General features: G+C 64.4%; 16 protein-coding genes. 5 read left to right on the top strand and 11 right to left on the bottom strand.

Annotated elements, in window-relative coordinates; translation table 11 throughout:
• Positions 1–42: 42 nt before the first annotated feature.
• The 3 genes from sseA to D3876_RS17360 are packed head-to-tail and all read left to right on the top strand — an operon-like array spanning position 43 to position 3,034.
• Entirely contained in the window at positions 43–885 is an 843-nt protein-coding gene (gene sseA, locus D3876_RS17370; RefSeq protein ID WP_119764650.1) for a 3-mercaptopyruvate sulfurtransferase, read from the top strand.
• Positions 882–2,072 (top strand): cystathionine beta-lyase, encoded by a 1,191-nt coding sequence (gene metC, locus D3876_RS17365; RefSeq protein WP_119764648.1) that lies wholly within the window; start codon positions 882–884, stop codon positions 2,070–2,072. Before sseA ends, metC begins: the two co-directional genes overlap by 4 nt.
• Positions 2,069–3,034, top strand: coding sequence for a mechanosensitive ion channel family protein (locus tag D3876_RS17360; protein ID WP_420801975.1), 966 nt, complete (start codon positions 2,069–2,071; stop codon positions 3,032–3,034). Before metC ends, D3876_RS17360 begins: the two co-directional genes overlap by 4 nt.
• Here the strand turns inward: D3876_RS17360 and D3876_RS17355 are convergent.
• Positions 3,031–3,378, bottom strand: a complete 348-nt coding sequence (locus D3876_RS17355; protein WP_147417687.1) for a hypothetical protein — start codon at positions 3,376–3,378, stop codon at positions 3,031–3,033. The genes D3876_RS17360 and D3876_RS17355 overlap by 4 nt on opposite strands.
• 230 nt (positions 3,379–3,608) lie before the next feature.
• On the opposite strand from D3876_RS17355, the gene D3876_RS17350 reads away from it, so the two are divergent.
• Positions 3,609–4,379 (top strand): TorF family putative porin, encoded by a 771-nt coding sequence (locus D3876_RS17350; protein WP_119764642.1) that lies wholly within the window; start codon positions 3,609–3,611, stop codon positions 4,377–4,379.
• A gap of 67 nt (positions 4,380–4,446) precedes the next feature.
• Here the strand turns inward: D3876_RS17350 and D3876_RS17345 are convergent, their stop codons facing one another.
• The 7 genes from D3876_RS17345 to thyA all read right to left on the bottom strand — a co-directional run bounded on the left by D3876_RS17345 (position 4,447) and on the right by thyA (position 12,324).
• Positions 4,447–4,863: a DUF3035 domain-containing protein gene (locus D3876_RS17345; RefSeq protein ID WP_119764640.1), complete on the bottom strand. Its 417-nt coding sequence runs from the start codon at positions 4,861–4,863 to the stop codon at positions 4,447–4,449.
• Positions 4,856–5,383: a signal peptidase II gene (gene lspA / locus D3876_RS17340; RefSeq protein WP_119764638.1), complete on the bottom strand. Its 528-nt coding sequence runs from the start codon at positions 5,381–5,383 to the stop codon at positions 4,856–4,858. The genes D3876_RS17345 and lspA overlap by 8 nt, the downstream gene beginning before the upstream one ends.
• A gap of 170 nt (positions 5,384–5,553) precedes the next feature.
• Entirely contained in the window at positions 5,554–8,460 is a 2,907-nt protein-coding gene (gene ileS / locus D3876_RS17335; RefSeq protein ID WP_119764636.1) for an isoleucine--tRNA ligase, read from the bottom strand.
• Between the two features lie 210 nt (positions 8,461–8,670).
• Positions 8,671–9,609: a bifunctional riboflavin kinase/FAD synthetase gene (locus D3876_RS17330; protein ID WP_119764634.1), complete on the bottom strand. Its 939-nt coding sequence runs from the start codon at positions 9,607–9,609 to the stop codon at positions 8,671–8,673.
• Between the two features lie 179 nt (positions 9,610–9,788).
• Positions 9,789–10,949, bottom strand: a complete 1,161-nt coding sequence (locus D3876_RS17325; protein WP_238475468.1) for a dipeptidase — start codon at positions 10,947–10,949, stop codon at positions 9,789–9,791.
• A 95-nt stretch (positions 10,950–11,044) separates the two neighbouring features.
• Positions 11,045–11,533 (bottom strand): dihydrofolate reductase, encoded by a 489-nt coding sequence (locus tag D3876_RS17320; protein ID WP_119764632.1) that lies wholly within the window; start codon positions 11,531–11,533, stop codon positions 11,045–11,047.
• Positions 11,530–12,324 carry a thymidylate synthase gene (thyA, locus tag D3876_RS17315; RefSeq protein ID WP_119764630.1) on the bottom strand — a complete coding sequence of 265 codons (795 nt, stop codon included), beginning with the start codon at positions 12,322–12,324 and terminating at the stop codon, positions 11,530–11,532. Before thyA ends, D3876_RS17320 begins: the two co-directional genes overlap by 4 nt.
• 182 nt (positions 12,325–12,506) lie before the next feature.
• On the opposite strand from thyA, the gene D3876_RS17310 reads away from it, so the two are divergent.
• The gene (locus D3876_RS17310; RefSeq protein WP_182912050.1) at positions 12,507–12,887 is read left to right on the top strand and encodes a JAB domain-containing protein; all 381 of its coding nucleotides are present in this window, start codon (positions 12,507–12,509) and stop codon (positions 12,885–12,887) included.
• Here the strand turns inward: D3876_RS17310 and D3876_RS17305 are convergent.
• The 3 genes from D3876_RS17305 to D3876_RS17295 form a co-directional block, all read right to left on the bottom strand.
• A complete protein-coding gene (locus D3876_RS17305) occupies positions 12,859–13,590 on the bottom strand; it encodes a class I SAM-dependent methyltransferase (protein WP_420801974.1) in 732 nt (243 codons plus the stop codon). The two genes, D3876_RS17310 and D3876_RS17305, sit on opposite strands and share 29 nt — an antisense overlap.
• Positions 13,580–14,707 (bottom strand): peptide chain release factor 2, encoded by a 1,128-nt coding sequence (prfB, locus tag D3876_RS17300; protein WP_119764624.1) that lies wholly within the window; start codon positions 14,705–14,707, stop codon positions 13,580–13,582. The genes D3876_RS17305 and prfB overlap by 11 nt, the downstream gene beginning before the upstream one ends.
• Before the next feature lie 109 nt (positions 14,708–14,816).
• Positions 14,817–17,360, bottom strand: a complete 2,544-nt coding sequence (locus D3876_RS17295) for a penicillin-binding protein 1A (RefSeq protein WP_119764622.1) — start codon at positions 17,358–17,360, stop codon at positions 14,817–14,819.
• Positions 17,361–17,542: the final 182 nt, after the last annotated feature.

The raw sequence follows: 17,542 nt of genomic DNA, 5'->3' as shown, positions 1-17,542 counted from the left end.
GCAGATTAAGCATAGGAGGAATCAGAAAGAGGAGAGCGTTTCATGGACATGCTGGTTTCGACCGAATGGCTCGCTGCAGAACTCGGCGCATCGGACCTGCGTGTGGTGGACGCGACTTATTTCCTTCCGACCGATGGTCGCAATGCCGCTACGGAATATGAGGCAGCGCACATTCCAGGCGCGGTTCATATGGATCTCGAGAACCTCGTCGACAGCAGCAGCGACCTGCCCAATATGCTGCCGACGCCCGAGAAATTCGCCAGCCGGATGCAGTCGCTGGGTCTCGGCGATGGCAGCCGCATCGTGCTTTACGATGATTCGCCCTATCGCACCGCGGCGCGCGCCTGGTGGATGCTCCGCCTGTTCGGCGCGCACGATGTCGCGATCCTCGATGGTGGGCTCGCCAAATGGAAAGCGGAAGGGCGCGAACTCGCCGCGGGCAAGGAGCCGCACCGGCACCGCCACTATACCGTCTGGAAGGATGACGCGACCTTGCGCACCCTCGACCAGATGAAGGCCAATGCCGAAAGCGGCGCCGAACAGGTGCTCGACGCACGGAGCAGCGCGCGCTTCACCGGCGAGGAGGCCGATCCGCGTCCCAAGACGCATGCCGGTCACATTCCCGGATCGAAGAACCTGCCCTATGGCAACCTCTTCAACGCCGATGGCAGTTGGAAACAGGGTGACGCGCTCAAACAGGCATTTGCTGATGCCGGCATCGATCTCGGACGGCCGCTCGTCACGACCTGCGGCTCGGGGATCACTGCCGCGGTGCTGCTCTTCGGCGCGACGCTCGCGGGTGCGGACAAGGTCGCGCTCTATGACGGTTCGTGGAGCGAATGGGGTTCGGATCCCTCGACGAAGAAGGCGATGGGCGCTGCATGAGCAATGAGGACGGGGGCGGTCGCGGCGACGCGACCCGGCTCGTCCATGGCGGACGACGCAAGGAATGGACGGGCGCGGCGGTCAACCCGCCCGTCTGGCGTGCGTCGACGATCCAGTACGACAGCGTCGCCGAGATGCGCGCGCGCCAGCACGACACCCACCACCAATTCTATTATGGCCGGCGCGGCACCCCGACCCAGTGGTCGCTCGCTGACGCGCTGACCGAGATGGAGCCCGGAGCGGCCGGGACATTGCTCTACTCTTCTGGCGTGGCCGCAGTCACGACGGCGCTGCTCTCGGTGCTCAAGCCCGGCGACGAACTGCTGATGGTCGACAGCGCCTATGAGCCGACACGCGCCTTTTGCGATGGGCTGCTCCGTCGCCACGGCATCGCGACGCGCTATTATGATCCATTGATCGGTGCGGGGATCGAGGCGCTGGCCACCGACCGGACCGCCGCGATCTTCATGGAGAGCCCGGGAAGCCTGACCTTCGAGGTGCAGGACGTCCCCGCGATTGTCGCGCTTGCGCGTGCGCGCGGCATCGTGACGCTGCTCGACAATACATGGGCGACACCGTTGTTCTTCCCCGCGATCGAAAAGGGCGTCGATCTCACGATCCTGGCCTGCACCAAATATATTGTCGGCCATTCGGACGTGATGCTGGGATCGGTCACCGCCAATTCCGAGCATTGGCAGGCGTTGCGCAAGACCAGCTATTCGCTCGGCCAGTGTGCCTCGCCCGACGATGCCTGGCTCGCCGCGCGCGGTCTGCGCACGCTCGATGTGCGGCTGTCGCGGCACCAGAGCAATGCGCTTGCTGTCGCCCGGTGGCTGGACGAGCAGCCGGATGTAGCGCGCGTGCTCCACCCCGCGCTGGAAGATTGTCCCGGTCATGCAATCTGGAAGCGTGATTTTCGTGGCGCATCGGGACTGTTCTCGTTCGTGCTCGAAGGGGGCGACGACGCCGCGCGCACAGCGCTGATCGACGGGCTCGAACTATTCGGCATCGGTTTCAGTTGGGGCGGTTACGAAAGCCTCGTCATTCCCGCCGATCCGCATCGCAGCGCGATACCATGGACCGCGGAAGGGCCGCTCGTCCGGCTCCAGATCGGTCTCGAGGATTCGGGCGACCTGATCGCCGACCTCGCTGCAGGACTGGAGCGTTTTCGGGAGGCGCGGGGATGAACGGTCGCAAGTTCGGCATCCTGTATGGACTGCGCTGGCTTGTCCTGGTTCTCGTGCTCGTCGCGCTGTTCGTGTTGCTCTCGGGAGAGGTGCCGGGATCCGGGCCGATTCTCGACTTCATGGATCGTTTCGGATTTGAAGCCGCGCGCTACAGGATTTCGCTGCTGAGCGTCTCGCGGCTGGTCGTGACGGTTGCCGCGTTGTTTGTCGCGGTGCGCCTCGTGAACCGGCTGGTTCACCGATATGTCAAACGTGCCGACGGGCTCGATCCGACGCAGAAGCTGCTGACCGAAAAGCTGATCGGTATCGCGGTGATCGCGATCGCGTTCTTCATGGGAATCGACGCGCTGGGCATAGACCTGACTGCGCTCACGGTCTTTTCGGGCGCTTTCGGTCTCGCGGTCGGCTTCGGCTTGCAGAAGACCTTCGGCAATCTCTTCGCGGGCCTCATCCTGCTGATGGACCGCTCGATCAAGCCGGGGGACGTGATCGTCGTGGGAGACCGGTTCGGCTGGGTGAACCGGATCGGGACGCGCGCTGTCTCGGTCGTGACGCGCGATGGCAAGGAACACCTGATCCCCAACGAAAATCTGATGACGCAGGAGGTGGAGAACTGGTCCTATTCGGATCGCAACGTGCGCATCCACATCCCCGTTCGCGTGTCTTACCACTCCGATCAGGACCGCGCGCTTGAGCTCATGCTGGAAGCCGCACGGGCGGCGCCTCGCGTGCTGAACGACCCTCCCACGGTCGCCTGGATCACCGCCTTCGGCGACTCGGGCGTCGAGTACGACATCCGTCTGTGGATCAATGATCCTGAGAGCGGCGTCGGCAATGTCACATCCGATGTGCTGACCCGGATGTGGAAGCTGTTTCGCGAGAATGACATTCGCTTGCCTTTCCCCCAGCGCGACCTGCACATTCGCAACTGGCCCGAAGCTCCGGCTCCGCCCTCTACTTAGGCCAGGATCTTTTCCATAGCGCGGATCGATTTCTCCATCTCGCGCGCCAGATGCGCCGCTGCGGCGTTCGCCCCCGCTCCCTGTCTGCGTCCCGCGATGAGCGCGGTCAGCCCCGCCGCCGCATAGGCCGCGGTCTCGCCCGCTACCGCGTCGAAGCGGCGCTGAACGAGTGGCGCCGCCGAGTCATAGCGTTTGTCCAGCGCCGGATCCGCCACCAGCGGGAGCGCGGGAATGCTCGCGTCCGCCAGCTCGTTGACGAGCGCCTGGATCGCGCGCAACTCGGTCAGATGCTGCGCGGGCGTTGGCTTGCCTTCGGGCACGATTGGCGTGGAAATCTCGCTCACGCGCATCACTATTGCAGCCGATGCCTAAGGAAAGGTTGAGAATGTGGCGACTGTTGCGTTGTGGCAACAGCGCTGCCCCATCATGCGGCGCATTGCACAATATTCTTGTGCAGCGCAGCGCGATTCGGCATTTGTCTTGCGTCGTGGCAATCCGCACCGGCCCATTTGGGCAAGAGAGGCAGGGAGCCGCAACGCAGGCGGGACGACGCATCGAACCAGAAAGGAATATCATGCGCACGTCCATCACCGGCCTTACGGCCCTGGCTCTGGCCATGCTCGCAACTCCCGTATTTGCTCAGGACGAGGCTGCGGCCCCCGAGGCGGAGAGCAGCATCACCGTATCGGGCGGTGCAACGCTCGTTACGGATTACCGTTTTCGCGGCATTTCGCAGACCGACAAGAACTTCGCGCTGCAGGGCACCATCAGCGTCTCGCACGAGTCGGGCTTCTATGCGACGGTCTGGGGTTCGACCATCGACGACTATGTCGCCGCAGGCGGCGATCAGGAACTCGACCTGATCCTTGGCTGGAAGAAGGATTTCAGCGGCACGACGCTCGATGTCGGGGTGCTGTATTATTACTATCCCGGCGCCGAGGAAATCGTGCCCGGCTATGACAGCGACTTCTTCGAGCCCTATGTCGCGGTGTCGCACACCTTCGGGCCGGTGACGGGCAAGCTGACGGCCGCCTATGCACCAAAGGCGAGCGCGCTTTCGGTCGGCAATGGCAAGGAAGACAATTTCTACCTTGCGGGCGATCTGTCGGCGGGGATTCCGGGCACGCCGCTGAGCGTTTCGGCGCATCTCGGCCACTCGTTCGGTCCGAGCTATCTGACGATCGGTGACGAATATACCGACTGGAGCCTGGGTGCGACCTACACCTGGAAGAACCTGTCGTTCGGCGTCTCCTATGTCGACACCGACAAGTCGCTGATCAACCCGCTTTCGGGAAAGAACGTCTCTAAGGCGGGCGTCGTCGGCTCGATCGGCGTGGCTTTCTGACCCTCCCCGATCAGGATACGAAAAAGGGGGCTGCGGCCCCCTTTTTTATTGGTCTGTCGCCCGCGGCTTATTGCGGGGTCGAGGCGCGCGCATCCTGACCGTCGCCTTCGGGCGCGGCGATGATGTCGCGCGTTACCGAGCCCTTGTCGACGACATTGGTGTCGGGATCGCCAACACCCGAGCGGATGCCCGGATCGGCGCGGTTGCCGCCGGCCTGACCGATCACGCCCGTTTCCGACGCGCTGCGCTGCGCGGGGCCGCCGAACATCGCCTGCAGCGCCTGCGTGCTCGAATCGGCCTCTTGCGGGCGCGGGGCGCCGGGCTTGGGCGGCACCAGCGCGAAATCGGGCGGGATCACCAGCGGCGCCTTGCGCGCGGTGGCGAATTCGTCGGGGCGGTCGCGATTGGTGAGGCCGCCCGAGGCGCAGGCCGAAAGCGAAATCGCGGCCAGGCCCAGACTTCCAAAAATCACCGTCTTACGCATCCACAGTCTCCGTAGCGTCTTTTGCCTTGCTGCCATCCTCGCCCACAAAGAGCGCGCGGAACAGCAGAACCAGTACCCCGATGGTAATAGCAGCATCGGCAACATTGAATACCAAAAAGGGGCGGAAGTCGCCGAAATGCAGGTCGGCGAAATCGACGACATGGCCGAAGCGGACGCGGTCGACGATATTGCCGAGCGCGCCGCCCAGAACGAGGCCCAGCGCGAGCACGTCCCAACGGCTTTTCTCGCGCCACATCCACACCGTAACACCGACGCTGATCGCGAGCGTGATCGCTACGAGTCCCCAGCGCATCGCCTCGCTGTCCGCACGCAGGAAGCCCATCGAGACGCCGTAATTTTCAACCCAGGTCAGGTTGAAGATCGGCAGGATCCGGATCTGGCCGACGGTTTCGAGCTGAAGCGGCACCGTGACGATATATTTCGCGATCTGATCGAGCGCGAAGACGCATGCGGCGAGGATCAGGCCGAGGCGGCGATGGTTGCGGAGGGCTTCGGTCATGTCTCTGCGCTTAGCTTCCCACTTTTCCCGTGAATCGTGAAAGTATATTTCAAATCAATGTTACTTCATTTCGTCATGCTGAACTTGTTTCAGCATCCACACAGGCGCAGGCGCTGCGACGCGCTCATGGACCCTGAAACAAGTTCAGGGTGACGGGGGACAGGCTGCAGTCAGCCACCGACCACACCGTCGCACCGGGCGCAGAGATCACCGTCCTCACCAACCTCGGGAAGGTGACGCCAGCAGCGGCCGCACTTGGCGTTGTCGGTCCGTGTAACTTCCACCGCGTCGCCGCTGCCGTTGATCGCACGCGCGACGATGCAGATTTCGGCGAAATCTTCAGCGTCGAGCCCGGCGAGGTCGGGCGCCGCGATTTCGGCCTCGAGGCTTGAGCGGACGATCTTTTCGCGGCGCAGCGGTTCGATAGCCTCGGTGACGCGCTCGCGCGCGCCGCGCACGCCCTGCCACTTCGTCCCCAGCGCATCATCCCGCCACCCCGCATCGACCTCAGGCCATTCGAGCATATGCACCGATTGGTCTTCGGTAGGAAAGCGCGATTGCCACACTTCCTCGGCGGTGAAGGGGATGATCGGCGCGGCATAGCGGACGAGCGCGTGGAACAGCGTGTCGAGCACGGTGCGATAGGCGCGACGTTTCGCGTCCGAAGGCGCGTCGCAATAGAGGCAGTCCTTGCGGATATCGAAGAAGAAGGCCGACAGATCCTCGTTCGCGAAATCGGTCAGCGCACGGATGTAGCGGTTGAACTCGAAGTCGCCCGTCGCCTGTTTCAGATCGGCGTCGAGAACACCAAGCAGGTGGAGCACATAGCGCTCCAGCTCGGGCATTTCGGCCACGGGCAGCTTTTCAGCCTCGGTGAAGCCGTCCAGAGCACCGAGCAGGTAGCGGAAGGTGTTGCGCAGCTTGCGATAGGCGTCGGAGGTTCCCGACAGGATCTCCTTGCCGATGCGGACGTCCTCGAAATAATCGACCGAGGCGACCCACATGCGCAGGATGTCAGCGCCGCTCTCGCCGATGATCTTCAAGGGATCGACGACATTGCCGAGCGACTTGGACATCTTGCGGCCATTGCCGTCGAGCGCGAAGCCGTGCGTCAGCACCGCATCATAGGGCGCGCGGCCGCGCGTGCCGCTGCTTTCGAGCAAGGACGACTGGAACCAGCCGCGATGCTGGTCAGACCCCTCGATATAGAGATCGGCGCGGACGCCCTCTCCATAACGCTGTTCGATCACGAAGGCGTGCGTCGAGCCCGAATCGAACCAGACGTCGAGGATGTCGGTGACGACCTCATAGTCTTCGAGCCTGTAGTCGGGGCCGAGCAGCGCCTGATGGTCGGTGGCGTACCACGCATCGGCGCCGCCCTTGGTGACAGCGTCGATGATGCGGGCATTGACCGCCGCGTCGCGGAGATACTCGCCCGACTGGCGGTGGACATAGAGCGCGATCGGCACGCCCCAGGCGCGCTGGCGGCTGATCACCCAGTCGGGGCGGCCTTCGACCATCGCATGGATGCGGTTGCGCGACTTTTCGGGCACCCAGCGCGTGCGCTCGATCGCGTCGAGCGCGATGTTCCTTAATGTTGCTCCGTTACTCTCAACCCGTTCGGCCTGAGCTTGTCGAAGGCCTGTTTTTTCTTCGGCACCGGAGGAAGGGAAGGGCAGGGCTTCGACAGGCTCAGCCCGAACGGTGTTTTGTGTGCTCCCCGCTGCCCTGTCCATCGGAATGAACCACTGCGGGGTGCAGCGGAAGATGATCTTCGCTTTTGAGCGCCACGAGTGCGGATAGCTGTGGTTGAAGTCCGCCGAGGCCGCGAGCAGCGCGCCGGCTTCGCGCAGATCCTCGCAGATCGGGCCATCGGGCGCGTTGAACTTGTTGTTGATGACCGATCCCTGACCGCCGAGCCAGAGCCAGTCGTCACGATATTTGCCGTCATCGGTAACCGCGAAGACGGGATCGATACCGTTGGCCTTGCACAGCAGGAAGTCGTCCTCGCCATGATCGGGCGACATATGCACAAGGCCCGTCCCCGCATCGGTGGTGACGAAATCGCCGGGCAGGAAGGGGCGGGGCTTGGCGAAGAAGCCGCCGAGCTTGTGCATCGGGTGGCGGGCGATGGTGCCGGCGAGGTCCGAGCCCTTATAGCGTCCGCACAGTTCGACCGTGTTACCGAGGTCGTCGTCAAAGGCCAGAAACTGTGCTCGCTTTTCAAACGCTTCGAGCAGATCCCACGCAACAAGATAACGCCGTTTGACCTTGTGGTCGACGCGCTGCGCAACAACGATATACTCAATCTCCGGCCCATAAGTCAAAGCTTGGTTCACCGGGATCGTCCACGGCGTGGTCGTCCAGATAACCGCATGCGCGCCGACAAGCTCGGGGATCGGGCTCTCGACGATCTCGAACCCAACGTCGATCTGCGTCGAGGTGATGTCCTCATATTCGACCTCGGCCTCGGCGAGCGCGGTCTTCTCGACGGGAGACCACATCACGGGCTTGGCGCCGCGATAGAGCTGGCCGCTCTCCGCGAATTTGAGGAGTTCGCCGACGATCGCGGCCTCGGCCTCGAACTTCATGGTGAGGTACGGGTCTTCCCAGTCGCCCATCACGCCCAGCCGCTCGAACTGCGCGCGCTGCACCGCGACCCATTTCTCGGCATAGGCGCGGCATTCGGCGCGGAACTCGGCCGCGGGAACCTCGTCCTTGTTGAGCTTCTTCTTGCGGTATTCTTCCTCGATCTTCCATTCGATCGGAAGGCCGTGGCAGTCCCAGCCCGGGATATAGGGCGCGTCCTTGCCGAGAAGGCTCTGCGAACGGACGATGATGTCCTTCAGCACCTTGTTCATCGCATGGCCCATATGGATGTCGCCATTGGCGTAGGGCGGGCCGTCATGGAGGATGAAGCGTTCGCGGCCGTTGCGGGTTTCGCGCAGCCGGTCGTAAATCCCGATCTTCGCCCAGCGTTCGAGGATGGCCGGCTCCTTCTGGGCCAGCCCCGCCTTCATGGGGAAATCGGTCTTCGGCAGGAAGACGGTGTCTTTATAGTCGGGCTTTTCGGTCATAGGTGGGGGGTGCTTAGAGGATCGCGCGGCAAGTTTGAAGCGATAAACCCTTCTCCCTTGATGGGAGAAGGGTACGCAGACTTGCCAGCTTGCTGGCTAGTCGTAGTTGGATGAGGGTGATGTTGGGATCATGCTCGACGCCGGGCATCACCCTCACCCAACACCGCCTAAACTCGCTTGCGCTCGCCAAGGCGCTGTATCCCTCTCCCATCAAGGGAGAGGGCGAGCTGACAAAACCCGCTTCGCATCCTCGCAATCCTGCGCGATCTGCACCTTGAGCGCGTCGAGGCCATCGAACTTCATTTCGGGGCGGAGGAAACGGATCAGCTCGACCTCGATCGTCTGGCCGTAGAGGTCCCCCGAGAAATCAAAGAAATGGGGCTCGAGCAGTTCCTTGGGCGGATCGAATGTCGGGCGGATGCCGAGATTGGCCGCGCCATCCAGCACGCGGCCGTCGGGAAGGCGGCCCCTGACGGCATAGATGCCGTAGCGCGGGCGCAGATAATGGCCGAGTTCTATATTGGCGGTGGGAAAGCCGATGTCGCGGCCCAGCTTGTCGCCGTGCTTGACGACGCCTTCGATCGCGAAAGGGCGCGTGAGCAGCCGTGTCGCGGCTTCGCAGTCGCCCGCCTGCAATGCCTCGCGAATACGGCTGGAGGAGATCACTTCGCCACCCGCAGCGACGGGCGCCACGGCTTCGGTGACGAGCCCGTATTGCAGGCCGAGTTCGGCGAGCACGTCGACATTGCCGCCGCGCCCCTTGCCGAAGGTGAAGTCTTCACCGGTGACGACGCCCCTGGCGCCGATCAGGTCGACCAGTCGCTGCGCCACGAATTCCTCGGCGGTCAGCGATGCCAGTTCGGCGCCGAATTCGAAGACGAGCATCGCATCGGCACCCGCTTTGCCAAAGAGGCGCTGGCGCTGGTCGAGCGTGGTCAACCGAAAGGGCTCGGCATCGGGCTTGAAATGACGGACGGGGTGCGGATCGAAGGTCGCGACGAGCGCAGGACCGCCCATCTGCCGTGCAAGCGCGACGGCGCGGCCGACCACCGCCTGGTGGCCCGCGTGAAAGCCGTCGAAATTTCCCAGCGCGATCACGCCGCCCCGCAAATGATCGGGGACGCGGACGCTGCCCGAAAGCCGCTCCATAAGGCGGGCTATAGGGTGGGGTGGGGCGGCTGCAAACCCCCATAGTTCCTCCCTGAGCTTGCTCGGGGAGGGGGACCGCGCGCAGCGCGGTGGAGGGGCATTCGATGATCGGCGCTTCGCGCCGCCCCTCCACCACCCTTCGGGTGGTCCCCCTCCCCAAGCAGAGCTTGGGGAGGATTTTAGGGCTTCGGCTCCAGCCCCTGCGCCAATAGCCGCAGCACGTTGCCGCCCATGACGGCGCGGATCTCGTCCTCGGTAAAGCCGCGGTCGACGAGCGCCTGCGTGATCGCCGCGAGCTGCGAGGTATCGAAGCGCGTGGTGACCGCGCCGTCGAAATCGCTGCCGAGCCCGACATGGCGAATGCCGACAAGATCGCGGACATGGGCGATGGCGTTGGCGATGGCGGCGGGGCTGGTATCGCAGACCGCGCCATCCCAATAGCCGATGCCGACAATGCCGCCGGTGCGCGCCACGCCCCGTATCTCTTCATCGGTGAGGTTGCGATTGACCTTGCACGTCGCCTGCACGCCGCCATGGCTTGAGACGACCGGCCGCGTCGCCATCGCAAGAGTTTCGGCGACCGCGGTGTGGCTGGCGTGCGCTATGTCGACGATCATGCCCTTGCGTTCCATAGCGGCGACGACATCGCGTCCGAGCGGGGTGAGGCCGCCCTTGTCCAGCCCGTGCATCGAGCCCGCAAGTTCATTGTCGAAGAAATGGGTCAGGCCGGCCATGCGAAAGCCCGCGTCGTAGAGCGTGTCGAGATTCTCGGCGCGGCCTTCCAGATTCTGCAGCCCTTCGATCGAAAGCAGCGCGCCGGTGACCTGCGCGCCGCGGGTCCGTTCTGCGAGCAACCGGGCGAGGTCGCTGCCGCTGCGGACGATGCGCAGGCGGCCCTTTGCCTTGTCTTCGGCGCGCCGGAGCTTTTCGGCGTGCCAGAGCGAGCGCTGGAGCAGCGAGTTCCAGGTGCGCACCGGCTGGAGCTGCGCCACCGCCAGCAGCGTGATGTTATCGGTGTCAGCGCCGTTCGCGTCGTAATTCTGCCCCTTGGGCGTCTTGGTGACCGACGAGAATATCTGCAGCGCGACATTGCCTGCCTCAAGCCGGCCGAGATCGAGCTGGCCCTGGCGCGTGTCGCTCAGCAGCTTGCGCTTCCACATCAGCGTGTCGGCGTGCAGATCGGCTATCTGAAGCGACTTATGGAGCGCTGCCGTGTCTTCGCTGATCTCGGGCATCGGGCCCCGCGCGACGATGTTCATGTCGCGCTCGACCATCGCCGGCGCGAGCGCGAAGAACCCGGCCAGCAGAATGAGGATCAGGACGACGACGCCGAGCGCTATGCGGCGTCTTACGAACCCCGGCGACCGTGGCCTTCCGGGTTCCGGTGCGGTCGGCCCCGGGTTTTCGCCGGGGCGCGTGCCCGAGGGTTCGCCCGTCACCTGGTGCGCACCAGCGTCACAAAGCTGTAGGCGGGGCGGCCGTTTTCCGCCTCATGCCGTTCGCGGCGCGTTTCGCGCCAGTCCTTTCCAAAGCTGTCCAGCACTGTATCCCCCTCAGCGTCCAGATGAACCTCGGTCAGCTCGATCCTGTCGGCGCGCGGCAGGAAGAGCTCATATATCTCTGCACCACCAATCACCGAAACATGCGGCGCGTTGGCGCGCCTGAGCGCGTCCTCGGCGGTATGGACCACCTCGGCGCCGTCCTCGTCCCAGCCGGTGTCGCGCGTCACGACGATGTGACGGCGGCCCTCGAGCAGCCCGGGCAGGCTGTCAAAGGTCTTGCGCCCCATGATCATCGGCGTGTTCTGCGTCAGCGATTTGAAGTGGCGGAGATCGGCGGGCAGGTGCCAGGGAAGCTTGCCGGCGCGTCCGATCACGCCATTGTCAGCCCGCGCGACGATGAGGACGATCTCGGGGCCCTTCACACCGCCACCGGAGCCTTGATGTGGGGGTGCGGATCGTAGCCGAGGATTTCGAAATCCTCATATTCATAAGCGTCGATCGCGTCGGGCTTGCGCAGGATATGCAGCGTCGGCAGCGGCCGCGGTTCACGTGAGAGCTGGAGCCGCGCCTGCTCGAAATGGTTGGAATAGAGGTGCGTGTCGCCGCCCGTCCAGACGAAGGTGCCGGGCTCGAGCCCGCATTGCTGCGCCAGCATGTGCGTGAGCAGCGCGTAGGAGGCGATGTTGAAGGGCAGGCCGAGAAAGACGTCGCAGCTCCGCTGATAGAGCTGGAGGTTGAGCCGGCCGTTCGCAACCTGCGTCTGGAACAGGCAGTGGCAGGGCGCCAGCGCCATGCGGTCGATCTCGCCGGGGTTCCATGCGGTCACGATCTGACGGCGCGAGGAGGGCTGGGCGCGGATCTGGTCGATGAGCCGGGCGATCTGGTCGATATGGCGGCCGTCGGCGCTTTCCCAGTCACGCCACTGCTTGCCATAGACGGGGCCGAGATCGCCGTCTTCGCCCGCCCATTCGTCCCAGATGCTGACCTTGTTCTCCTGAAGCCAGCGGACATTGGTGTCGCCTTTCAGGAACCAGAGCAGTTCGATGATGATCGAGCGCAGGTGCAGCTTCTTGGTCGTGACGAGCGGGAAGCCCTTTGACAGGTCGAAGCGCATCTGATGACCGAACACCGCGCGCGTGCCGGTGCCCGTGCGGTCCTGCTGGTCGGTCCCCTCGTCGAGGATGCGCTGGAGAAGATCGAGATAGGCCTGCATGTTCGCCGCCGTTTATGGCCGCGCCCGCGCCGCTCGCCAAGCCTTTATCCGCTTCCTCCGAAATGGATGCGATTTCGGGCGATTCCAGCCGTTTTGCAGCGGCTTTCGCTTCGTCAGATCGCGCGAATCCCGGATTTTGGGGTGGGTCGCGCGGAGATGTCAGTCATGGCGGAGCTGCCCATATGCGTCGCAGATTCGAGAGCAGTGCGGCCGCGATCGCGTTTCTGGGGCCGGGCATGGCGCGGATGCGCTGCGAGATGCTGTGCGTCGCGCATCTCGATTCGGACGACGGGCTGATCGGGCTGAGGCTGCGCTATGCGCGCCGCGTCGATCGCGTCGATCTGCCGATCCGCACGATCGTAGCGGATGCGCTCGCGCTTCAGAGCGCGGCGCTGATCGTCGCACACAACCATCCGGGCGGTATCGCCGAACCGAGCTCCGCCGACCTGGCGGCAACGCGCACGCTCGCCGACGTCGTCCGGCCGCTTGGTCTCTGGCTCCACGATCATCTGGTCTTCGCGGAACGCTGCTGTTTCAGCTTTCGCGGGGCGGGGCTGCTTTAGCGCCATAACGGCAGCCGCGAATCTCGCTCGGCTCGGGGCGTGGGCCCCTCGCTTCGAACTGCGCGATATAGCCATCGACCGCGGGCAGCGACTGATAGTCGACCTGCGCATAGCCGACCGCCGCGAACTCGCAGCGCAGCAGCGCGATCGGCGTGCCATGGTCCTTGGTCGGCCGCTCGGCATCGACGACGATCACGCGGCCGGTGCGCAGCAGCGACGGGCGCATCCGCCAGAGGAATTCATAAGGCTGGGTGATCTCATGATACATGTGCACCATGAAAATCCGGTCGAAGCTTTTTTCGGGCAGCTTCGGGTCCTCCGGCTCGCCCAGCCGGACGCTGACATTGTCGAGCCGCTCGCGGTTGACGCGCTCGGCAAGCGCATCCCGGACCTCGGGAATAATGTCCTCGGCAAGCACGCGGCCCTTCGCGCCCACGCGCGAGGCAAGGCGAATGGTGTAATAGCCTTCGCCCGCGCCGATATCGGCGATCGTCATGCCCGGCTTGATCCCCGCCTTGCCCATCACGGTATCGGCCTCGTTGACGCGGTCGCGCGCCTCCTCGGTCGAGAAGCGGCTCGAGACGATGGGGGCGACGGGGCGGTCAGCCTCGGGGAAGCTGAGCTGCGCCTCACCCTGCCGGCATGCGGCGAGCGACAAAAGCAGCAACAGAAACCCCGCGCGGCGCATCGGTCTAGTCGACATCCTCCACTTCGACCTTCTCGCCGGTCACGCGCTGCGAGAGCGCGGCCGCCATGAAGGGATCGAGTGCGCCATCAAGCACATCCGAGGGCGCGGTGGAAGTGACCCCCGTGCGCAAATCCTTCACCAACTGATAGGGTTGCAGCACATAGGAACGGATCTGGTGGCCCCAGCCGATATCGGTTTTCGCCGCATATTCGCCGCTCGCCGCGGCTTCGCGCTTCTGCAGCTCGGCCTCGTAGAGCCGCGCTTTCAGCATGTTCATCGCGGTCGCACGGTTCTTGTGCTGCGACCGGTCGTTCTGGCTGGCGACGATGATGCCCGTCGGAATGTGCGTTAGGCGCACCGCCGAATCGGTGGTGTTGACGTGCTGACCGCCGGCTCCGCTTGCGCGGTAGGTGTCCATCTTGACGTCGCCCTCGTTGAGCTCGATCTCGATATTGTCGTCGATCACGGGATAGACCCAGACCGACGAAAAGCTCGTGTGGCGCCGCGCCGAGCTGTCATAAGGGCTGATGCGGACGAGACGGTGCACGCCGCTCTCGGTCTTGGCGTAGCCATAGGCGTTCTCGCCCTTGATCTGGAGCGTGGCGGACTTGATCCCGGCCTGTTCGCCCGCCTGATATTCGATCAGATCGACCTTGAACCCGCGCTTTTCGGCCCAGCGCTGGTACATGCGCTGGAGCATCTCGGCCCAGTCCTGGCTCTCGGTGCCGCCCGCGCCCGCATGCACCTCGATATAGGCGTCATTGGCGTCCGCCTCGCCCGCGAGCAGTGCCTTGATCTTGTCGTCGTCGGCACGCGCAGCGAGCGCAGCAAGACCCGCGACGCCTTCGTCGACCATGGCTTCATCGCCCTCGGCCTCGGCCATTTCCATAAGCTCGACGGTGTCGGCAAGCTCGGTCTCGATCGCGCGTGTCGCGCTGATCGCCTCGTCGAGACGGCGGCGCTCACGCATCACCTCCTGCGCGGCCCGGGGGTCGTCCCACAAGGTCGGGTCCTCGACGCGCGCATTGAGCTCGTCTAGCCGGCGCAGCGCGCGATCCCAGTCGAGGAAGCGGCGGAGCAGCGCGAGCGCGTCGTTGATCTTGTCGGCATTGGCCTGCGCTTCGGCGCGCATGGTGTGTTCTCCAAAATAGTCTCGTCATGCCAGCGCAGGCTGGCATCTCTGGTGGCCACGCAAGACGCCAGCCTGCGCTGGCATGACGTGGAAATTACATCGCGTGGCCCTAGTAAATCCCGTCCTGACTTTGCAAGAACTCGCTGTCGGTCGCGGGGCGGGCGGTCGCGTTGCCAGCGGCAGCGGCCGCGCGGTCCTCGGCCTTTTTCGCCTGGGCGACTTCTTCGCGACGGATCGAGCGGCGTGGTTCGCTTTCGGGCTTGAACGCCTCCCATATCACCGCGGCCTTCGGATCATCGGTCGGCCACGCGCCGAAAACCTTGCGGCCCGACTTGCGGTCGATCCGGACCATGCGGAGGCCCTCCGGCGCTCGGAAGGGGACGACTGGCATGTCCTTCATCGCCTTTTGCGCAAACTGCTTGAAGATGGGGGCAGCCAGCGTGCCGCCCTGCGCATAGCCACCCATCGGGCGAGGCTGGTCGAAACCCATATAGACGCCCGCCACCAGATCGGCGGAACCGCCGACGAACCAAACATTGGTCGGGCCCGAAGAGGTCCCCGTCTTGCCGAAGATCGGGCGATTGAGGTCGCGCAGCACGGTGGCGGTGCCGCGCTGGACCACGCCTTCGAGCATATGGACCATCTGATAGGCGGTCATCGGATCGAGCGCCTGCTTACGGCGCAGCGGCGGGCGGGGCATGGCCTTGCCGTCCCAGTCCTTCATGTTGCAGCGTTCGCAGGGCCGCGTATCGGCCTTGAAGATTACCTTGCCGCGGCGATCCTGGACATAGTCGATCAGGCTGGGGGACAGCGCCTTGCCGTTGTTTGCGAGGACTGAATAGGCGTTGGTCAGCCGCATCACCGTGGTGTCACCCGCGCCCAATGCGATCGCAAGCACCGCGGGATAGGTCTTGCCCGGTTGGCTCACGCCCAAGGCTGCGGCGGTCTTCACCACCTTGTCCATGCCCGTCTGCGAGGCGGCACGCACCGTCATCAGATTGCGCGACTGTTCGAGCCCCCAGCGCATCGTCTGCGGCCCCGCGCCGCGCATATTGCCGAAGTTGCGGAAGCATTTCTGCCCCAGTCGTGCGCCCTGATAGACGCAGAAGGGCCCATCGACGATGATCGAGGCGGGCGTCATGCCGCTGTCGAGCGCAGCGGAATAGGCGATCGGCTTGAAGGTCGAACCCGGCTGGCGTTCGGCCTGCGTCGCGCGGTTATAGCTCTGGATGCGCGAATCGAAGCCGCCCTGCATCGCGAGCACCTGGCCCGTATGCGGGTTCTGCGCGACCATGCCGCCCGATATTTCGGGGATGTTGCGCAGCGAATAGACGCCGCCCTGCTTTTCGACCGCGATGATATCGCCCGGCTTCATCGCCTGGAAGGCGCTGGTGCCCGTGCCGCGCTTCGGCATCTGCGCATTGCCCGAAGGAAGCGTGCCGGTGCTGCCATTGGCGAAGCCCAGTTCTGCACTGCCTCCCGATTTGGAAAGCACCACTGCAGCTTCCCAATTCTGGTAGCCGATGCCGACATTGGTCGCGAGCAGATTGCGGTTCCAGCCTTCGCCGACCTCGATCGGTTTCTTGTTGATCGGGCCGCTCCAGCCCTTGCCGCGATCATAGCGAATCAGCCCGGCACGCAGCGCCTCGGTCATATATTCCTGCATCGCCGGGGCGAGCGATGTGCGCACCCAGAGCCCGCCCGAATAGACGCTGTTCCTGTTCTTGCCGCCATCGTCGCTTTCGCCGAATTTCTCGATGAGCTGGCGGCGAACCTCCTCGATGAAGTAGCCGCCGACACGTTGCTCGCGTCGCCCGACATAGGGCAGCAGCCCCAGCGGCTGCGCCTGCGCGCTCTGCATCTGCGCTTCGTCGATGAAGCCGTTGCGCTTCATTTCGCCCAGCACCCAGTTGCGCCGCGCGATTGCCTTGTCGGCATTGGAGGCGCGGCTGTAGGTGGAGGGGGCCTTGGGCAGGATCGCGAGGAACGCCATTTCGTGGAGTTGAAGGTCGCCCACGTCCTTGTCGAAATAGGCGCGCGCCGCGGCCTGGACGCCGAAGCTGTTCCGGCCAAGCGCGATCTGGTTGAGATACAGCTCCATGATCTGCTGCTTGGTGAGCACCGATTCGATCCGCTTGGCGAGGAACGCCTCCTTGACCTTGCGGACATAGCTGAGCTCGTTGGTGAGCAGCAGGTTCTTCGCCACCTGTTGCGTGATCGTCGACGCGCCGATGGGGCGCCCCGAATTGGTCAGGTTGGTGAAGATCGCGGTGATGATACCCGGATAGTCCAGCCCGCCATGCTCGAAGAAAGTGCGGTCTTCCGCGGCAAGATATGAGTTGACGAGCAGCGGCGGATATTCGTCGAAGCTCAGTTGAACGCGGCGTTCGCGGGCATAGCTGTGCACTGGGGCACCATCGATCGCACGCACATTGGTGGGCAGCGGCGGCTCATAGGTCAGCAGTGTGTCCGCCGACGGCAGATTGCGCGCGAAAACCACCCAGATGAGAAGCAAGCCGAGCAATCCCGCCAGCCCCAGCCAGGCAAGGATGCGCACCCAGCGCTTGTCCCACCACGGCCTCAGCCGGTCGAGCAGGCCGCTCGCCTCACGCTTCAACCGGTAACTGAAATTCTCGGGCGCCGCTTCGGTCATAGGCTTTCGGCTCTAGCAAGTTTTGCCGGCTTTGCCAGCCGGGTCAGCGCGCGCCCTGTCGCAAGGCGGGGGCATGCGGTGGAGCGGATGTGGGCACAGACAGCCCGGGTCCGCCCGGCTCCGACGGCCGCGCTCTTGTCATCGCCCCCGCCGCGTTTCATTCTCGCGCCAAGGAGCGGCGC

Source organism: Sphingomonas cavernae (genome assembly GCF_003590775.1).
GTDB lineage: Bacteria > Pseudomonadota > Alphaproteobacteria > Sphingomonadales > Sphingomonadaceae > Sphingobium_A > Sphingobium_A cavernae.
The sequence above is the reverse complement of the archived record's forward strand: the minus strand, read 5'-3'. Positions and strand labels throughout refer to the sequence as shown.